General features: G+C 75.3%; 14 protein-coding genes. 7 read left to right on the forward strand and 7 right to left on the reverse strand.

Annotation, left to right across the window (positions count from 1 at the left end):
* A partial coding sequence (locus KIK08_RS30915) for a CDP-alcohol phosphatidyltransferase family protein (protein ID WP_491063190.1) occupies nt 1-488 on the forward strand: 488 nt, incomplete at its 5' end.
* Here KIK08_RS30915 and KIK08_RS30920 read toward each other — a convergent pair.
* Together KIK08_RS30920 and KIK08_RS30925 are read right to left on the reverse strand one after the other, a co-directional pair.
* Nucleotides 395-1,861 carry a phytoene desaturase family protein gene (locus KIK08_RS30920; RefSeq protein WP_214406844.1) on the reverse strand — a complete coding sequence of 489 codons (1,467 nt, stop codon included), beginning with the start codon at nt 1,859-1,861 and terminating at the stop codon, nt 395-397. The genes KIK08_RS30915 and KIK08_RS30920 overlap by 94 nt on opposite strands.
* The gene (locus tag KIK08_RS30925) at nt 1,858-2,976 is read right to left on the reverse strand and encodes a glycosyltransferase family A protein (protein ID WP_214406845.1); all 1,119 of its coding nucleotides are present in this window, start codon (nt 2,974-2,976) and stop codon (nt 1,858-1,860) included. Before KIK08_RS30925 ends, KIK08_RS30920 begins: the two co-directional genes overlap by 4 nt.
* Nucleotides 2,977-3,276: 300 nt before the next feature.
* Here KIK08_RS30925 and KIK08_RS30930 point away from each other — a divergent pair, with 300 nt between their 5' ends.
* Nucleotides 3,277-4,116, forward strand: coding sequence for a carotenoid biosynthesis protein (locus KIK08_RS30930; protein ID WP_250558171.1), 840 nt, complete (start codon nt 3,277-3,279; stop codon nt 4,114-4,116).
* Here KIK08_RS30930 and KIK08_RS30935 read toward each other — a convergent pair.
* Nucleotides 4,061-5,023, reverse strand: a complete 963-nt coding sequence (locus KIK08_RS30935) for a TIGR03557 family F420-dependent LLM class oxidoreductase (protein ID WP_214406846.1) — start codon at nt 5,021-5,023, stop codon at nt 4,061-4,063. The genes KIK08_RS30930 and KIK08_RS30935 overlap by 56 nt on opposite strands.
* A 37-nt stretch (nt 5,024-5,060) precedes the next feature.
* Nucleotides 5,061-5,921: a YhjD/YihY/BrkB family envelope integrity protein gene (locus tag KIK08_RS30940; protein WP_214406847.1), complete on the reverse strand. Its 861-nt coding sequence runs from the start codon at nt 5,919-5,921 to the stop codon at nt 5,061-5,063.
* A 137-nt stretch (nt 5,922-6,058) separates the two neighbouring features.
* Between KIK08_RS30940 and KIK08_RS30945 the strand changes: the two genes are divergently transcribed.
* Complete coding sequence (locus tag KIK08_RS30945) at nt 6,059-7,324, forward strand: alkaline phosphatase (RefSeq protein ID WP_214406848.1); 1,266 nt, start codon at nt 6,059-6,061, stop codon at nt 7,322-7,324.
* 23 nt (nt 7,325-7,347) lie between these two features.
* Here KIK08_RS30945 and KIK08_RS30950 read toward each other — a convergent pair whose 3' ends face one another.
* Nucleotides 7,348-8,508, reverse strand: a complete 1,161-nt coding sequence (locus tag KIK08_RS30950; RefSeq protein ID WP_308258005.1) for an acetyl-CoA hydrolase/transferase C-terminal domain-containing protein — start codon at nt 8,506-8,508, stop codon at nt 7,348-7,350.
* A 129-nt stretch (nt 8,509-8,637) separates the two neighbouring features.
* Here KIK08_RS30950 and KIK08_RS40500 point away from each other — a divergent pair, with 129 nt between their 5' ends.
* Together KIK08_RS40500 and KIK08_RS30960 are read left to right on the forward strand one after the other, a co-directional pair.
* A complete protein-coding gene (locus tag KIK08_RS40500; RefSeq protein WP_214406849.1) occupies nt 8,638-9,075 on the forward strand; it encodes a MarR family winged helix-turn-helix transcriptional regulator in 438 nt (145 codons plus the stop codon).
* A gap of 141 nt (nt 9,076-9,216) precedes the next feature.
* Nucleotides 9,217-10,842, forward strand: coding sequence for an MDR family MFS transporter (locus KIK08_RS30960; RefSeq protein ID WP_308258006.1), 1,626 nt, complete (start codon nt 9,217-9,219; stop codon nt 10,840-10,842).
* Nucleotides 10,843-10,845: 3 nt separating this feature from the next.
* Here the strand turns inward: KIK08_RS30960 and KIK08_RS30965 are convergent, their stop codons facing one another.
* Entirely contained in the window at nt 10,846-12,204 is a 1,359-nt protein-coding gene (locus KIK08_RS30965) for an MFS transporter (RefSeq protein WP_214406850.1), read from the reverse strand.
* 151 nt (nt 12,205-12,355) lie between these two features.
* Between KIK08_RS30965 and KIK08_RS30970 the strand changes: the two genes are divergently transcribed.
* Nucleotides 12,356-13,960, forward strand: a complete 1,605-nt coding sequence (locus KIK08_RS30970) for an acyl-CoA synthetase (protein ID WP_214406851.1) — start codon at nt 12,356-12,358, stop codon at nt 13,958-13,960.
* A 57-nt stretch (nt 13,961-14,017) separates the two neighbouring features.
* Here the strand turns inward: KIK08_RS30970 and KIK08_RS30975 are convergent, their stop codons facing one another.
* The gene (locus KIK08_RS30975) at nt 14,018-15,064 is read right to left on the reverse strand and encodes a class I SAM-dependent methyltransferase (protein ID WP_214406852.1); all 1,047 of its coding nucleotides are present in this window, start codon (nt 15,062-15,064) and stop codon (nt 14,018-14,020) included.
* A gap of 200 nt (nt 15,065-15,264) precedes the next feature.
* Between KIK08_RS30975 and KIK08_RS30980 the strand changes: the two genes are divergently transcribed.
* Nucleotides 15,265-15,778, forward strand: a 514-nt coding sequence (locus KIK08_RS30980) for an AfsR/SARP family transcriptional regulator (protein WP_214406853.1), incomplete at its 3' end; no start/stop codon positions are given.

The raw sequence follows: 15,778 nt of genomic DNA on the forward strand, positions 1-15,778 counted from the left end.
GCACCGGCCGCGCCCGGCCGCTCGGGGCGGTCCTCGACGCCACCGCCGACCGGGTCGGCGACCTGCTGCTCGCCGCGACCCTGTGGGTGCTCGGCGCGCCGCCGGTGTGGTGCGCCGGGGCCGCCGCGCTGGTGCTGCTGCACGAGTACGTCCGCGCCCGCGCCCAGGGCGTCGGCATGCCGGGCGCCGGCGCGATCACCGCGGCCGAGCGCCCCACCCGGATCATCCTGGTGGCGGTGGCCGCGCTCGGCTCGGGCTCACTACCCGGCGGCACCCCGTTCACCGGGTGGACGTGGGCCACCGTCTGCGCGGTGGGCTGGGTCGCGGTCGGGGTCGTCGGGCTGGTCCACCTGGCGGTCGGCGTGGTCCGCGCCGTGCCGGCGGCCTTCCCCGGTCAGGCCGGCCCGACCAGCCCGGCCACGATCTCGGCCGACAGCGCCACCAGCGGCAGCCCCCCGCCGGGGTGCGCGGAGCCGCCGACCAGGTAGAGCCCCGGCACGGGCGAGCGGTTCGCCGGGCGCAGCAGCGCGGCCGCCGGGCCGTGCGAGGCGGTGCCGTAGATCGCCCCGCCCGGGGCGGCGGTGTCGCGCTCCAGGTCGGCCGGGGTGCGCACCTCCCGCCAGCGCACCCGGTCGCGCACGTCGCAGCCGCGGGCGGCGAGCACCTCCAGGACGCGGTCGGCGTAGCGCTCGGCCAGCCCGGGCGCCGTCCAGTCGACACCGCGCACCGGGTCGTGCGGTGGGGCGTTGACCAGCACGAACCAGCCCTCGCTCCGGTCGTCGGGGCGCAGCGCCGGGTCGTCGGGGGCGTGCACGTACACGGTCGGGTCGGGCACCGGGGCCGGCCGCCCGCCCAGCACGGCGTCGAACTCGGCGTCGTAGTCGGCGGGGAAGAACACCCGGTGCGCCGGACCGGGCTCGCGGCCCTCCAGCGCCAGCAGCAACACGAACCCCGACAGCGACCGGGGCGCCCGGCGCAGCGCGCGGCGGGCCCGCCGGGCCACGGCCGCCGGCACCAGCCGCTCGTAGAGCACCTGGGCGTCGGCGTCGCTGACCACGGCGTCGGCGGGCACCGCGCCGTCGGCCAGCCGCACCCCGACCGCCCGGCCGCCGCGGACCTCGACGCCCAGGACGTCGGAGCCCAGGTGCACGGCGACGCCGAGGTCGTGGCAGCGCCGCAGCAGCGCGTCGGCCAGCCGGCGCAGCCCCCCGCGCACGTACCAGGCGCCGAAGTGCTGCTCGACGTAGGCCGTCACCGACAGCACCGACGGCGTGCGGCGCGGGTCGGACCCGGAGTAGGTGGCGTAGCGGTCGAGCCACGCGCGCAACCGGGGGTCGGGCAGCATCGCCTCGCCGAGCCCGCGCAGGGTGCGCCACGGGGCGACGGTCCGCAGGTCGCGCAGGCCGCGGGAGAAGCGCAGCAGGTCGGGCGCGGTCAGCGGGCGGCGCAGCACGGGCTCGCCCACCAGGTCCCACAGCCGCGCCGAGCGGGCGTGCAGGGCCGACCACGCCGCGCCCGATCCCGGCCCCAGCGCGGCGTCGAGAGCGGCGGGCACGGCGGCGGGGTCGTGGGGCAGGTCGAGCGCGGTGCCGTCGGCGAAGCGGTACCGGCAGGCCGGGTCGACGGGGTCGAGCACCAGGTCGGCGGGCCCACCGGTGGCCGCGAACAGGTCGTCGAAGACCTGCGGCAGCGTCAGCAGGGAGGGGCCGGTGTCGAAGGCGAACCCGTCGCGGCGGTACTCCCCCAGCTTGCCGCCGTGGGTGGCGGCGCGCTCGTGCACGGCGACGTCGTGGCCCAGCGCCGCCAGCCGGGCCGCCGCGGCCAGCCCGCCGACGCCGGCCCCGATCACGACCACCCTCACAGCCGCCTGCCCTTCCAGCTCAGCGTGCCCCGGTGGTGCCCGACCCACGAGCGCGCCCACAACCACAGCAGCGCCGCGACCGACACCGGGTGGGCCAGCGCGTCGGGCCACACCGGCACCCGGGACCGGCGCGCGGCCAGCGCCCGGCCGACGACCGCCGCGCCGTAGCCGACGAGCCCGGCCCGCGAGCCGCGCAGCGCGGCGAGCGCGGGCACGACGTAGGTCAGCGCGAGCAGCCCGGCCACCGCCACCGACGACGGGCCCCGTCCGAACGCCGACCACAGCGACTTGCGGTACCCCGCGCTGAGGTCGGCCCACCCCTCGTACATCCGGCACCGCGCGAGGCCGGTGCCGTCGGCGACGCCCACCCGGCCCCCGGCGCGCTTCACCGCCCGGGCGAGCGCGATGTCGTCCAGCACGGCCCCGGCGGCGGCCATCGGCCCGCCCGCCGCGGCCAGCGCGGCCGCGTCGACCACCAGGAACTGCCCGTTCGCCGCCACCATCGACGGGCGCGGCGAGCGCTCGGCGACCCGCAGCGGCAGCGTCACCATCCACGACCAGGCCAGCAGCGGTTGCACCAGCCGCGGACCCGGGCCGTCGGCGAGCTGGCGCGGCCACGGGCACAGCAGGTCGAGACCGGCGTCGCGCAGCACCGCCACCGCGGCGGCGACGGCGTGCGGGGCCAGCTCCACGTCGGCGTCGACGAACACCAGCACCCGTCCCCGCGCGGCCGCGGCGAGCTGGGCGCAGGCGTGCGGCTTGCCGAGCACCCCGGGCGGCGGTGGGGTGCCGGTGAGCACCCGCAGCCGCGGGTCGCCCGCCGCGGCCGCGCGCACCACGTCGGCGGTGCCGTCGGTGGAGCCGTCGTCCAGGACCAGCACCTCCAGCCCGCCGACCCCGGTCTGGGCGAGCAGCGAGCGGATGGTCGGGGTGATGCGGGCGGCCTCGTCGCGGGCCGGGACCAGCACCGACACGGCCTCGGCGACGGGCGGCGGCCGGTCCGGCGGCACCCGCAGGGCGCGCTGGTTGACCAGCTGGTGGGCCGTACCGGCCAGGGCGAGCAGGGCCCCGGCGCGCACCACGGCGGCGCCGGCCCGCGGGGAGCGCACGGACATCGTGGCCGAGCCTATGGCGGGCGGGCCGTCCGCGCGCGGCGACCTCGGCTCCGCCCACCGGACGAGGGGGCGCGCGGAGATGGCGATCGGGGGGATCGCTTCTTCGCCGGGTGGGGGTGTCCTCGCAGCGCCGGGTGGGCGTCGCAGCGCTGGCTGGGTGCTCGCAGCGCGCCGGCGGGCTGCGACCACCCACCCGGAGCTGCGAGACGCCCGAGAAGGGGCCGTGGCGCTGGACACCTCGGGCGCGCCCATCGGCCCCCTCGACGAGCACGTTCGGGCCGGGGACGACAGGGTGGCGCCATGGCGATGGCCCAGCGCACCGCGACCACCCCAGCCCGCGCCGTCCCCGGCTGGGTCTGCTGGACGCTGGTCGCGGCGGCCGTGCTCGTGCAGATCGTCTACCCGCTCACCGGCGACCCGCTGCGCGACCGGGTGACCGTGATCTCGGTGCTGGTGTTCGCGGCGGCCTCGGTGGCCGACGCGGCCCGCCGCCACGGCGTGCGCGGCGCGCTCGTCCTGCTCGCCGTGGCGGGCGGGGGCGGGCTGCTGGCCGAGGCGGTCGGGGTGGGCACCGGCGTGCCGTTCGGCGACTACGCCTACACCGGAACGCTCGGCGCGCAGGTGCTCGGCGTGCCGGTGGTGGTGCCGCTGGCCTGGGTGATGATGGCCTGGCCCGCGCTGGTCGTGGGGCGCGCGCTGGGCCGCGGCGCGGTGTCGGTGGTGGTGCTGGGCGGGGTCGCGCTGGCCGCGTGGGACCTGTTCCTGGACCCGCAGATGGTCGACGCCGGGCACTGGACGTGGACCCACCCGACGCCGGCGCTGCCGCTGGTGACCGGGGTGCCGCTGACCAACTACGCCGGCTGGTTGCTGGTGGCGCTGGTGATGATGACCGCCCTGCACCGCTGGCTCGGCGACCCGGGCGACCGGACCCCGTCGGGTCCGGCCGCCGCGCTCTACCTGTGGACCTACGGCTCGTCGGTGTTCGCCCACCTGGCCTTCTTCGACCTGCCGGGGTCGGCGCTGGTCGGCGGCCTCGGGATGGGACTGGTGGCGCTGCCGTTCGCGCGCGTCGTCGCGCGCGGGATCAGCTCGCCCGCGCGCGCAGCCGATCGGCCAGCTCGGTCCGGAAGAACTCGATGAACCCGTCCGGGTCCGGCCCGGCGTTCATCAGCACGATCCGGTCGAAGCCGGCGTCGACGAACTGGCCGGCCACCTCGACGTGGCGGTCCGGGTCGGGTCCGCAGGCGAACCGGCCCATCACGTCGTCGAGGGTGACCGTGGTGGTGGCCGCCTCGAAGTTGACCGGGTTGGGCAGCTCGCTCATCACCTTCCAGCCGGTCAGCGCCCAGCGGGTCGTCTCGAGCACCGCGTCCGCCGCGGTCTTCTCGTCCGGCGCCCAGGCCAGCGGAGCCTCGGCGTAGCGGGGGCCGGAGCCACCCGCGCCGCGGTAGGCCTCGACGAGGTCCGGACGGGGCTCGGTGGCGAACATCGCGTCGCCCAGCTCGGCGGCCATCCGCGCCGCCGCCGGGCCACCGGCGGCCACCGCGATCAGCGGCAGCCGCTCGGGCAGGTCGAACACCCGGGCGTCCTCCAGGCGCAGGTAGCGGCCGTCGTAGTTCTGGTAGCCGCCCCGCCACAGCAGCCGGATGATCTCCAGCGCCTCGCGCAGCATCGCCTGGCGCTCGTGCACGCCGGGGAACCCCTTGCCGACGACGTGCTCGTTGAGCCGCTCGCCGGACCCGATGCCCAGGGTGAACCGGCCGTCGGAGACCAGCGCCAGCGTGGCGGCGGCCTGGGCGATGATCGCCGGGTGGTAGCGCACGGTGGGGCAGGTCACCCCGGTGGCCAGCTCGATGCGCTCGGTCTTCGCGGCGATCGCGCCGAGCACCGTCCAGGCGAACGGCGAGTGGCCCTGCACGTCGAGCCACGGGTGGTAGTGGTCGCTGATCTCGACGAAGTCGAAGCCGGCCCGCTCGGCGAGCACGGCCTGCCGGACGAGCTCCTGGGGCCCGAACGCCTCGGCGGCCAGCTTGTATCCGATCTGCATGCGCCGGGCTTCCCGACGGTCCGGGCGGCAAACGGGGTCAGCCGCGCTCGTCGCCGCCGTCGAGCACCACGGCGAGCCGGTAGCCGACCAGCACGATCAGGTGCAGCAGGTACAGCCACAGCACCAGCGCGGTGACCGCGCCGAAGATCGGCAACCCGCCGAAGGGCAGCGACCACTCGACCGGGATGGCCAGGAACAGCAGGAACCCCTGCAGGAAGCCCGACATCACCGAGCCGGTGCCGAACCCGGCCAGCAGCAGCGCGCGCACCCCCAGCCGGCCCGGCGCCACGAACCGGTACAGCATCACCAGCGCCACCGAGACCAACACGAACACCACGTGGAAGGCGATCACGATCCCGAGTACCAGTGAGCCGCCGCCGGCCGCGTACAGCGGCGCCACCAGCGGCGCCCCGGCCAGCAGGGCCAGCACCAGCCCGGGTGCCACCGCGATCAGCGGCAGCAGCCCGAGCCGACCGCGCCAGCCGGTGAACCCCTCGGCCGGCGCCGGGGACAGCTGGCGGAACGCGCGGCGCAGCCCCTCGCCGTAGAGGCTGGCCGGGAACACCGCCACCAGCGCCTGCGGCCACGACATGCCCACCGCCGTGGTGGCCAGCGTGTGCAGGGCCGTCGGCGTGCCGTGCCCCGGCGGCAGGCCGGTGGCCGCGGTGTCGACCCGGTCGACCACGGCCTGCGGGTCGGTCAGCACCCCGGCCACCCACAGCGACACCATCACCGCCGGCACCATGCCGATGAGCCCGAAGAACGTCGCCCCGGCCGCCCACAGCGCGAAGTCGCTGCCCGGGAAGGAGCGGCCCAGGCCGGTCAGCACGCTGCGCGCCACGTGGCGCGCGCCCGCACGCGGCGGCGGGCCCTCGGTCGGTGGGTCCTCGGTCTGCACATGCCCGAGTGTCCGGCAGGCCCGGCGGGCAACCATCACCGCGGGTGGGTGGGGTGCCTGCGGGGCGTGTGGGCACGCGACGGTTCACTGTCGGGTGAGGGCCCCACCACGGGGCGCCGCCGACACCGAGGAGAGCCATGTCGAGCCGCACGCCCGTTCGCCTGCTCACGCTCGCCGTCGGCGTCACCTCGACCGCGGCGCTGGTCGTGGCCCTGACGACGGCGCCCCCCGCCGAGCCCGGGCCCGTCGCGGTCGCCTCCGGCCCGGCCCGCAGCGTGATCTTCATCAACGGCGACGGGATGGGCGAGGCGCACCGGGCCGCCGGCCGGCTGCACCTGGTGGGGCCCGAGGGGCAGCTGCAGATGGACCAGCTGCCGCACAGCGGGTCGCTGACCACCGACCCGGACGACCCGGGCAGCGCCATCACCGACTCGGCGGCCGGCGCCTCGGCCTGGGCGACCGGGCAGAAGACCTACAACGGCGCCGTCTCCGTCGACGTCGAGGGCAACCCGCTGCCGACCATCGGCCAGCAGGCCAAGGCCGCCGGCAAGGCGACCGGCCTGGTCACCTCCGCGCAGGTCACCGACGCCACCCCGGCCGCGTTCTTCGCCAGCACCACCGACCGCGCCCTGCAGGACGAGATCGCCCGCCAGTACCTCGAGGTGAGCCGGCCCGATGTCGTCCTGGGCGGCGGGGAGGACTGGTGGTTCCCCGAGGGCCGACCGGGCGCGTACCCGGGCGGCTCCGGCGAGGAGGGCAGCCGCAGCGAGCAGGGCGACCTCGTCGCCATGGCCCAGGAGTCCGGCTACACCTACGTCAGCACGGCCGAGCAGCTCGCCGCGGCCAGCGGCCCGAAGCTGCTCGGGCTGTTCGCCAACCAGGAGCAGTTCGAGCACGAGCCCGAGGGCAAGGGCGACGCCTACTCCCCCGTCGTCGACCTCGCGACGATGACCCGGAAGGCCCTCGACACCCTCGACGCCGCCCCGAACGGCTTCTTCCTGCTCGTCGAGGAAGAGGGCGTCGACGAGTTCGCGCACGCGAACAACGGCGAGAAGATGCTGCTGGCCATGCGCCACCTCGACGCCGCCGTCGCGGTGGCCCGGGCCTACGTCGCCGAGAACCCGGACACGCTGCTGGTCGTCACCGGCGACCACGAGACGGGCGGGCTGACGGTCGAGGACGGCAACGACAGCGACGACGAGTCCGGCGACGGGACGTCCGCCGAGGACGGGCCGTTCGCCTCCGCCGGGACCGGGCTGCCGTTCGTGCTGGACTGGACCACCGGCGGGCACACCGGTGGCGCCGTGCCGGTGACCGCGGACGGCCCGGGGGCCGAGCGATTCAGCGGCCAGCACCCGAACACCCACGTGCACGAGGTGCTCAGCACGGCGCTGGGCCTGTGACCCGGGCCGGTGGCTGAGCCGGCTCAGGTCCCCCAGAGGTCCCGCAGTGCCGCCCGACGCCCCGCCCGGTCGAGGCCGCGCAGGTCGGCGACGCCGCCGTCGGTGACGACCACGTCGACGTCGTGCGACGCGGTCGTCACCGGGCCGGACAGCCGCTGCACCAGCGTCGGCCCGGTGCGGTGGCGGGCGGCCAGCGCCACCACGCTCAGCCCGTCGCGGCTGCGCGCGCCGGCCGCGGCGAAGTCGGGGTGCCCGCCGATCATCCCGGTGGCCCGGCCCCCGAGCCCCTCGACGTTGACCTGCCCGTCGAGGTCGATCTCCAGCGCGGTGTTCAGGGCGATGAGCGGGGGCAGGTCGGGCGCGGAGAGCCGGCCGATGTCGTGCACCGTCTCGACCGGGTGCAGCATCCGCCGCCCGTGGGCCCACCGGTAGAGGCGCGGGGTGCCCACCAGGTAGGCGGCGACCGGCTCGTCGAGCAGCAGACCGCGCGCGTCGAGGTCGACGACGGGATCGGGGAGCATGCCCGAGTCCATCCGCACCGGCACCTCCAGCGCCGCCACCATGGCCGCGGCCAGCCGCCCCGGTCCGACCTGCACCCGCGCGCCGTGCGGCACGAGCGCGGCCACGTTCGCCGCGATGGCGTCGTCGGCCGGCGTCGGCGGCGGGGTGTCGAGCACGGCGGGAGCCCCGGCCGCGCCGTCGACCTCGGCCAGGACGGTGACGGCCGCGTCCGGCAGCGCCGGGCCGGCGTCGGCCAGCGGCGCCGACGCCGACACGACCGCGGCGACCGGCACCCCGGCCTCGACCAACCCCCGCATCCAGGAGACCTCCGCGCCCAGGTGCAGCCCGTCGGGGCCGCGGACCAGGGTGGCCAGCAGCAGGTCGGGCCGCAGCGGGCCGGCCAGCACCGAGGGCACCGCCGAGAGCCGGCACGGGATCCGGCGCACGGTGCCGGCGTCCATCCCCGCGCGCAGCCCGGCCCCGCCGAGCACCGTGGCGACGTCGGCGAACGCGCCCAGGTCGAGGTCGGGTTCCGGCAGCGGCAGCCAGCCCAGCACCAGCGACACGTCGCCGTGCCGGCGGGCCGCCTCGACCAGCCCCGCGAACAGCGCCCGCGGGGCCCCGCACCCGTCGCCGACCGCGACCCGCATCCCGGGACGCACGAGGTCCCCCAGCTCACGCACGACCTCGACCCTACGATCTCGCGACCGCGCGGCGGGTGGGGCGTCCGCGGGATGGGGTGATCGTCGCGTTCGCGAACCTGCCTAGGATCCGGCCTCGACCACGGCGCGCGCACGAGGGGAGCCACCGACGTGACGCACGAGGACGTGCTGCCGGCCCTGGAGGAGGAGCTGGCCACGCTCTGGCGGCACGGTCGGGTCTCCACCCGCGACGCCGCCCGCCAGGTCCACCCCCGGCTGGAACCGACGGCCTACCCGATGGTCGCGGTACTGGGGCAGGCCGGTCCGATGCGGGTCTCCGAGCTGGGCGCCGCGCTGTTCCTGGACAAGTCCACGATCAGCCGCCAGGTCGAGGCCGCGGTCCGGCTCGGCCTCGTCGAGCGGACAGTCGACCCCACCGACGCCCGGGCGCGGCTGGTCGGGCTGACCGAGAGCGGTCGGGAGCGCCACGCGACCGCCCGCGAGCGCCGGCGTGCGCAGTGGCAGCAGGCGCTGCAGAGTTGGGACCGCGCCGAGATCGTCGCGCTGACCGGGTTGCTGGCGAAGCTCAACGAGGCCGGTGTCGGCTGAGCCACACCGGCTGACGTTTGGTTGCTACAGGCAATCAATCCGACTTATGGTTGAGAGTCTCAACCAGTGGTGCCATCGCGCGCCACGCGGGCCGCCCACCACCGCGCCCGCAGCCGCCGCACGTCCCGGAGGAAGTCCACCGTGTCCACATCCACCGGCCGATCGACCGGCAGATCAACCGGCAGCACCCCGAACGCCGCCCCGCCCCCGCCGGCCGAGGACAGCGGGGCCATGACGCGCCGCCAGACCCTCGAGGCGCTCTCGGGCATGTTGCTGGCGATGTTCACCGCGTTCCTGTCGAGCACGATCGTCTCGAACGCGCTGCCGACGATCATCGTCGACCTGGACGGCACGCAGAACCAGTACACCTGGATCGTCACCGCGACGCTGCTGGCCTCCACCGCGACCACCCCGATCTGGGGCAAGCTCTCCGACCTGGTCAGCAAGAAGCTGCTGGTCCAGCTGTCGATCTCGATCTTCACGATCGGTTCGGTGCTGGCCGGCTTCGCCAACAGCGTGGGTGAGCTGATCGTCTGGCGGGCGCTGCAGGGCCTCGGTCTGGGCGGCCTGCAGGCGCTCATCATGATCGTCGTCGCGGCGATGATCAGCCCCCGGGAGCGCGGCCGCTACACCGGGGTCATCGCCGGCGTGATGTCGGTCGCCCCGGTCGCCGGGCCGCTGATCGGCGGGCTCATCGTGGACACCGACTGGCTGGGCTGGCGCTGGTGCTTCTGGGTCGGCGCGCCGCTGGCGGTCGTCTCGCTCGTGCTCGTGCAGCGCACCCTGAACCTGCCCGTCGTCAAGCGCCCGGTGCACATCGACTACCTCGGCGCGGCGCTGATCGCCGGCGGCGTCAGCGACCTGCTCATCTGGATCACCCTGGGCGGCAACCAGTTCGCCTGGGACTCGCCGACCTCGCTGTGGCTGGCCGCGCTCGGCGTCGCGCTGCTGGCGGCGGCGGTGTTCGTCGAGTCGCGGGCCAAGGAGCCGATCATCCCGCTGCGGCTGTTCCGCGACCGCACCACGACGCTGGCCACCATCGGCAGCATCTCCGTGGGCGTCGCCCTGTTCGGCAGCGCGGTCTTCCTCGGCCAGTACTTCCAGATCGCCCGCGGCTACTCCCCCACCGCCGCCGGCCTGCTCACCCTGCCGATGATCATCGGCTCGACCCTGTCCTCGATCGTGTCCGGGCAGCTGATCACCCGGTTCGGGCGCTGGAAGGGCTTCCTGGTCGGCGGCTCGGTGCTGATGGTCGTCGGGTTCGGGCTGCTGGCCACCACCGACCACGACACCGACATGGTCCTCATCGGCGCCTACCTGGCGCTGCTGGGCATCGGCATGGGCATGACCATGCAGAACATGGTGCTGGCCGTGCAGAACTCGGTGTCGGTGCGCGACCTGGGCGCGGCCACCTCCACCGTGACGTTCTTCCGCTCGCTGGGCGGCACGGCGGGCGTCTCGGTGCTCGGCGCGGTGCTCGCCACCCACGTCACCGAGCTGATCGACAGCGGGTTGGCCGCCGCCGGGATCCGGGTGCCCGCGGGCGCCGCGGACGGCGGCGTCGGCATCGGAGCGCTCGACCAGCTCCCCGCCCCCATCGCGGACGTCGTGCGCAGCTCCTACGGCGACGCCACCGCGCTGATCTTCCTGATCGCCGCGGTGCTGTCGGTCGTCTCGGTGGTGACGGTGGCGCTGATCAAGGAGGTCCCGCTGCGCACCGAGGTCGGCGACGAGCGGCCCGAGAAGACCGCGGTCGACGCCGCCTGACGCTCAGTCCACGGGCCCGCGCGCCGGTCGGACCGACCGGCGCACGGGCTCGTCGGAGGTCAGCCCGCTGCGCAGCGTCTCGGTCATCAGGTACGAGCAGGCGAACGAGACCAGCGCGATCGCCAGCACCAGCCCGGCGACCGAGTACAGGCTGCCGGTCCACGCGACGAGCGCGGTGCAGGCCAGCGGGGCCATCCCGCCCAGCACCGCGGCCAGCTGGTAGGCCAGCGAGGCGCCGCTGTAGCGCATCCGGGTGGTGAACTGCTCGGCGAAGTAGGCCGACTGCGGGCCGTAGATCGCGCTGCGGCAGGCCTGCACGATCAGGCCGCCCAGCAGGTAGAGCCAGATGTTGCCGGTGGAGACCAGGAAGAAGTAGGGCACGGCGAACAGCGCGAGCAGCGCCATCCCGCCCAGGAACAGCTTGCGCCGGCCGACGAAGTCCGAGAGCAGGCCGAACGCCAGGATCATCGGGATGTCGGACAGGCTCAGCGCGGCGTTGGCGTTGAGCACGGCCGTGCGGTCGTAGCCGAGTTCGGTCGTGGCGTGGGAGACCAGCCACACCGACCCGACGTAGAACGTGGCGTGCGTGGCCACGAAGGAACCGGCGGCCAGCAGGATCTCCTTCGGGTAGGTGCGCAGCGCCTCCAGCACCGGCATCCGGGCCGCGGACTTCGCCTCCATGGTCTCGGTGAAGATCCGGCTCTCGCTGACCGAGAGCCGGATCCACAGCCCGACCCCGATCAGCACGACGCTGACCAGGAACGGCACCCGCCAGCCCCAGGACAGGAACTGCTCGTCGGTCAGCGTCGCCGACAGCAGCGCGAACATGGCGGTGCCCAGCACGAGCCCGGCGGGCACCCCGACCTGCGGCCAGGCGCCGTAGAAGCCGCGCCGGTGCGCCGGGGCGTGCTCGACGGCCATCAGCGCCGCGCCGCCCCACTCGCCGCCCACGCCGAAGCCCTGCGCGAAGCGCAGCAGGACCAGCAGCACCGGCGCCCAGACGCCGATGCTGTCGTAGCCGGGCAGCACGCCCATCAGCAGCGTGGCCGCGCCCATCAGCAGCAGCGACCAGACCAGCATCGGCTTGCGCCCGACCCGGTCGCCGAAGTGCGCGAAGACCGCGCCGCCGATCGGGCGGGCGATGAACCCGACCGAGAACGACGCGAACGCGGCCAGCGTGCCGGTCAGCGGGTCGAACTCGGGGAAGAACACCTGGTTGAACACCAGCGCGGCGGCGGTGCCGAAGATGAAGAAGTCGTACCACTCGATGGTGGTGCCGACGAGGCTGGCGAAGGCCACCTTGCGCGAAGAGCGCGCGTCGACGGGAGCGGTGGAGCCGGGGCCTGGAGCGGTCGAGGACATCGGAATCCCTCCTGCCGGGGTGTGACTGCGCTCACCACCGGATACCCCGCCGCACCACACGCAACCGGTGCGGCCGTGCGCCCGCGTCGTCGGGTGGCCCGGAGGGTCAGGGTCCGTTGATCGGGCGGGCGGAACGGTCGAGACTGACCGGATGCGCCAGCCGTTCCGTCCCGGCACCGAGGCCGACATCGCCCGGGCCCGCCAGCATTCGCTCGGCGACCTCCTGCACCGCACCGCCCGCCGCGACCCCGACAAGCTCGCGGTGGTGGCCGGCGACCTGCGGGTGACCTACGCCGAGTTCGACACCGCGGTCAACCGGTGCGCGAACGCGCTCGCCGCGCGCGGTCTCACCAAGGGCGACCGGCTCGCCCTGCTGTCGCACAACAGCTGGCAGTACGCGGTGCTGGCGTTCGCCACCGCGAAGCTCGGCCTGGTGCTGGTGCCGATCAACTTCATGCTCAACGCCGAGGAGATCGCCTTCATCCTCGGCCACAGCGGCGCCACCGCCATGGTCGCCGAGGACGCACTGGCCCCGACCGCGGAGAAGGCGCTGGCCACCGCCGGGATCGGGGCGGGGGTGCGCGGCTGGATCGGGCTGTCCGGGGCCGCGCCATCGGCGGGCTGGGAGGACGTCGACCCGTGGTGGCGCGAGGGCGACGCGAGCGCCCCGGACGTCGTGGTCGCCGACGACGACCCGCTGCGGCTGATGTACACCTCGGGCACCGAGTCGCGGCCCAAGGGCGTGATGCTGTCGAGCCGGTCGCTGATCAGCCAGTACGTGTCGTGCGTGATCGACGGCGGGATGGGCCCCGAGGACGTCGAGGTGCACTCGCTGCCGATGTACCACTGCGCGCAGCTGGACTGCTTCTTCTCCGTCGACGTCTACCTGGGCGCCACCTCGATCATCCTGCCCGGCCCCGACCCGGCCGCGCTGCTGGCCACGATCGAGCGGGAGAAGGTCAGCAAGCTGTTCTGCCCGCCGACGGTGTGGATCTCGCTGCTGCGCCACCCCGACTTCGACACCACCGACCTGTCGAGCCTGCGCAAGGGCTACTACGGCGCCTCCCCCATGCCGGTGGAGGTGCTGCGCGAGCTGCAGCGCCGGCTGCCCGACGTGGCGCTGTGGAACTTCTACGGCCAGACCGAGATGTCGCCGCTGGCCACCATCCTGCGCCCGCACGAGCAGCTCGACCGGGCCGGCAGCGCCGGCAAGGCCTCGATCAACGTCGAGACGATGCTGGTCGACGACGACGGCAACCCGGTCGCGCCCGGGGAGATCGGCGAGATCGTGCACCGCAGCCCGCACGCCGCACTGGGCTACTACGCCGACGAGGACAAGACCGCCGCCGCGTTCACCGGCGGCTGGTTCCACTCCGGCGACCTCGGGATCATGACCCCCGACGGCTACCTGTCGGTGGTCGACCGCAAGAAGGACATGATCAAGACCGGCGGCGAGAACGTGGCCAGCCGGGAGGTCGAGGAGGCCATCTACGAGCTCGACGGCGTGGCCGAGGTCGCCGTGTTCGGCATCAGCCACCCGCACTGGATCGAGGCCGTCACCGCGGTCGTGGTGGCCAAGCCGGGCGCCACGCTGGCCGCCGAGCAGGTGCACGCGCACGCCAAGCAGAAGCTGGCCGGCTACAAGCGGCCCAAGTACGTCGTGCTCGCCGACGCGCTGCCGAAGAACCCCAGCGGCAAGATCCTCAAGCGGGAGCTGCGCGCGGAGCACGCCAACCTCGCCGAGGCCGACGCCTGACGGACGGCGCGGCGGCGAGACCCCCTCCGCCGCCGCGCCGATCCTCAGGGCCGGATCTCAGGGCCGGATCTCGTAGACCAGGTTGAACGCGGTCTGCGCGGCCCGGCGGAACCGGGTGAACCCGGCCTGCGTCACCACCCCCCGGATCGCCGCTTCGCCCGCCTGCGCGCCGAGCGCGTGCCCGCCCTCCTGCGACAGCGCGTTGGGCACGCAGAGGAACGTCGAGCCGGCGTAGAAGAGCCGTCCCACCGGGGTGAAGGTGTCCTCGACGCGGTCGCCCGCCGCCGGCTCGACCAGCAGCCAGGTGCCGTCCGGGGCGAGCGCCTCGCGCACCCGCCGCGCGGCACCCACCGGGTCGCCCATGTCGTGCAGGCAGTCGAACATCGTGACCAGGTCGTACCCGGTGCCGCCGAAGGCCTGGGCGGTGGCCAGCTCGAAACCGACCCGGTCGCCCACGCCGGCCTCGGCGGCCCGCTTGCGGGCGAGCTCGATCGAGGTCTCGTGGGAGTCCGACCCGGTCACCGTGGCGCGCGGGAACGCCTGCGCGAGCAGCACCGAGGTGGTGCCCAGCCCGCAGCCGACGTCGGCCACCCGGCCGCCGGCGACCAGCTTCTCCTCGACGCCGTCCAGCGCCGGGATCCAGTTCGGGACCAGGTCGGCGATGTAGCCGGGCCGGTAGAACGCGTCGCTGCCGACGAAGACCTCGTCGTCGTGCTCGTGCCAGGGCACGCCCTCCCCGGTGCGGAACGCCTCGGTGAGCCGCGGCACGGCGCGCAGGTAGCCGGTGACCGCCCGGCACGCCGAGGCCAGGTCCGGGCCGTTCGGGTCGGCCAGGCAGAACGCCTGCTCCGGGGTCAGCGAGAACCGCGCGGACACCGCGTCGTAGCTGACGTAGCCGCCCGCGGCCTGACCCCGCAGCCACTCGGTCAGGTACCGGGCGTCGCAGCCGGTGCGCTCGGCCAGCTCGCGCGGTGTCACCGGGCCCTGGGCCAGCGCCCGGTACAGGCCCAGGCGGCTGCCGATCGCCACCGCCCCGGCCGATCCGGCCGCGCCCAGGTCGGCGACGAACCGGCCCAGGAACTCGGTCACCTTGTCGTGGTCCATCGATCTGCTCCTTCGCGTCGTCCGCCGGGCTCCCGGCGACGGCACGACGATCGGCCCCGGCGCTGTCGCGGCCCTTGCACCCGCTGTCCGCGCGCTGTCGCGGCGTGCGACGCCGGTCGGAACCGGGGCCACGGGTCTGCCCCCCGGCGGTCGCGGCGGGCATGCTGTGCCCGGAGAAGCTGGGCCCGGAGGTGGGACCGATGGACGCACCGCGCCTGCGGGTCGAGGTGCTCGGGCCGCTGCGGCTGCTCGTCGACGGCACCGCCGTCGAGGTGCCCGGGCCCAAGCGCCGGGCGGTGCTCGCGCTGCTGGCGCTGGCCGAGGGCCGGACCGTGCCCGTCGACGACCTGCTCGACGCACTGTGGCCGGCGGCCGTGCCGGACTCCGGCCGCCAGGCCCTGCACACCCACGTGTCGCGGCTGCGCGCCCACCTCGGGCCGGCCGCGCGGCGGCTGCGGACCCACGAGGCCGGCTACCGGTTGGACCTGCGTCCCGACGAGCTGGACCTGGCGCGCGCGAGGGTGCTGCTGGATGCCGCTCGATCCGCCGCGCCGCTCGACGCGGCGGCGATGCTGCGCGAGGCGCACGCGCTGTGGCGCGGGCCCGTGCTGCCGGACCTCACCGACATCGCCCCCATCGCCGGCGCGGTCGAGGGGTGCGCCCGACTGCGCCACGAGGTGGTCGACGCGCTCGTCACCGCGGCGACGGCGGCCG

Origin of the sequence: Pseudonocardia lacus, from assembly GCF_018531445.1 — a bacterium.
GTDB classification, from domain to species: Bacteria; Actinomycetota; Actinomycetes; order Mycobacteriales; family Pseudonocardiaceae; genus Pseudonocardia; species Pseudonocardia lacus.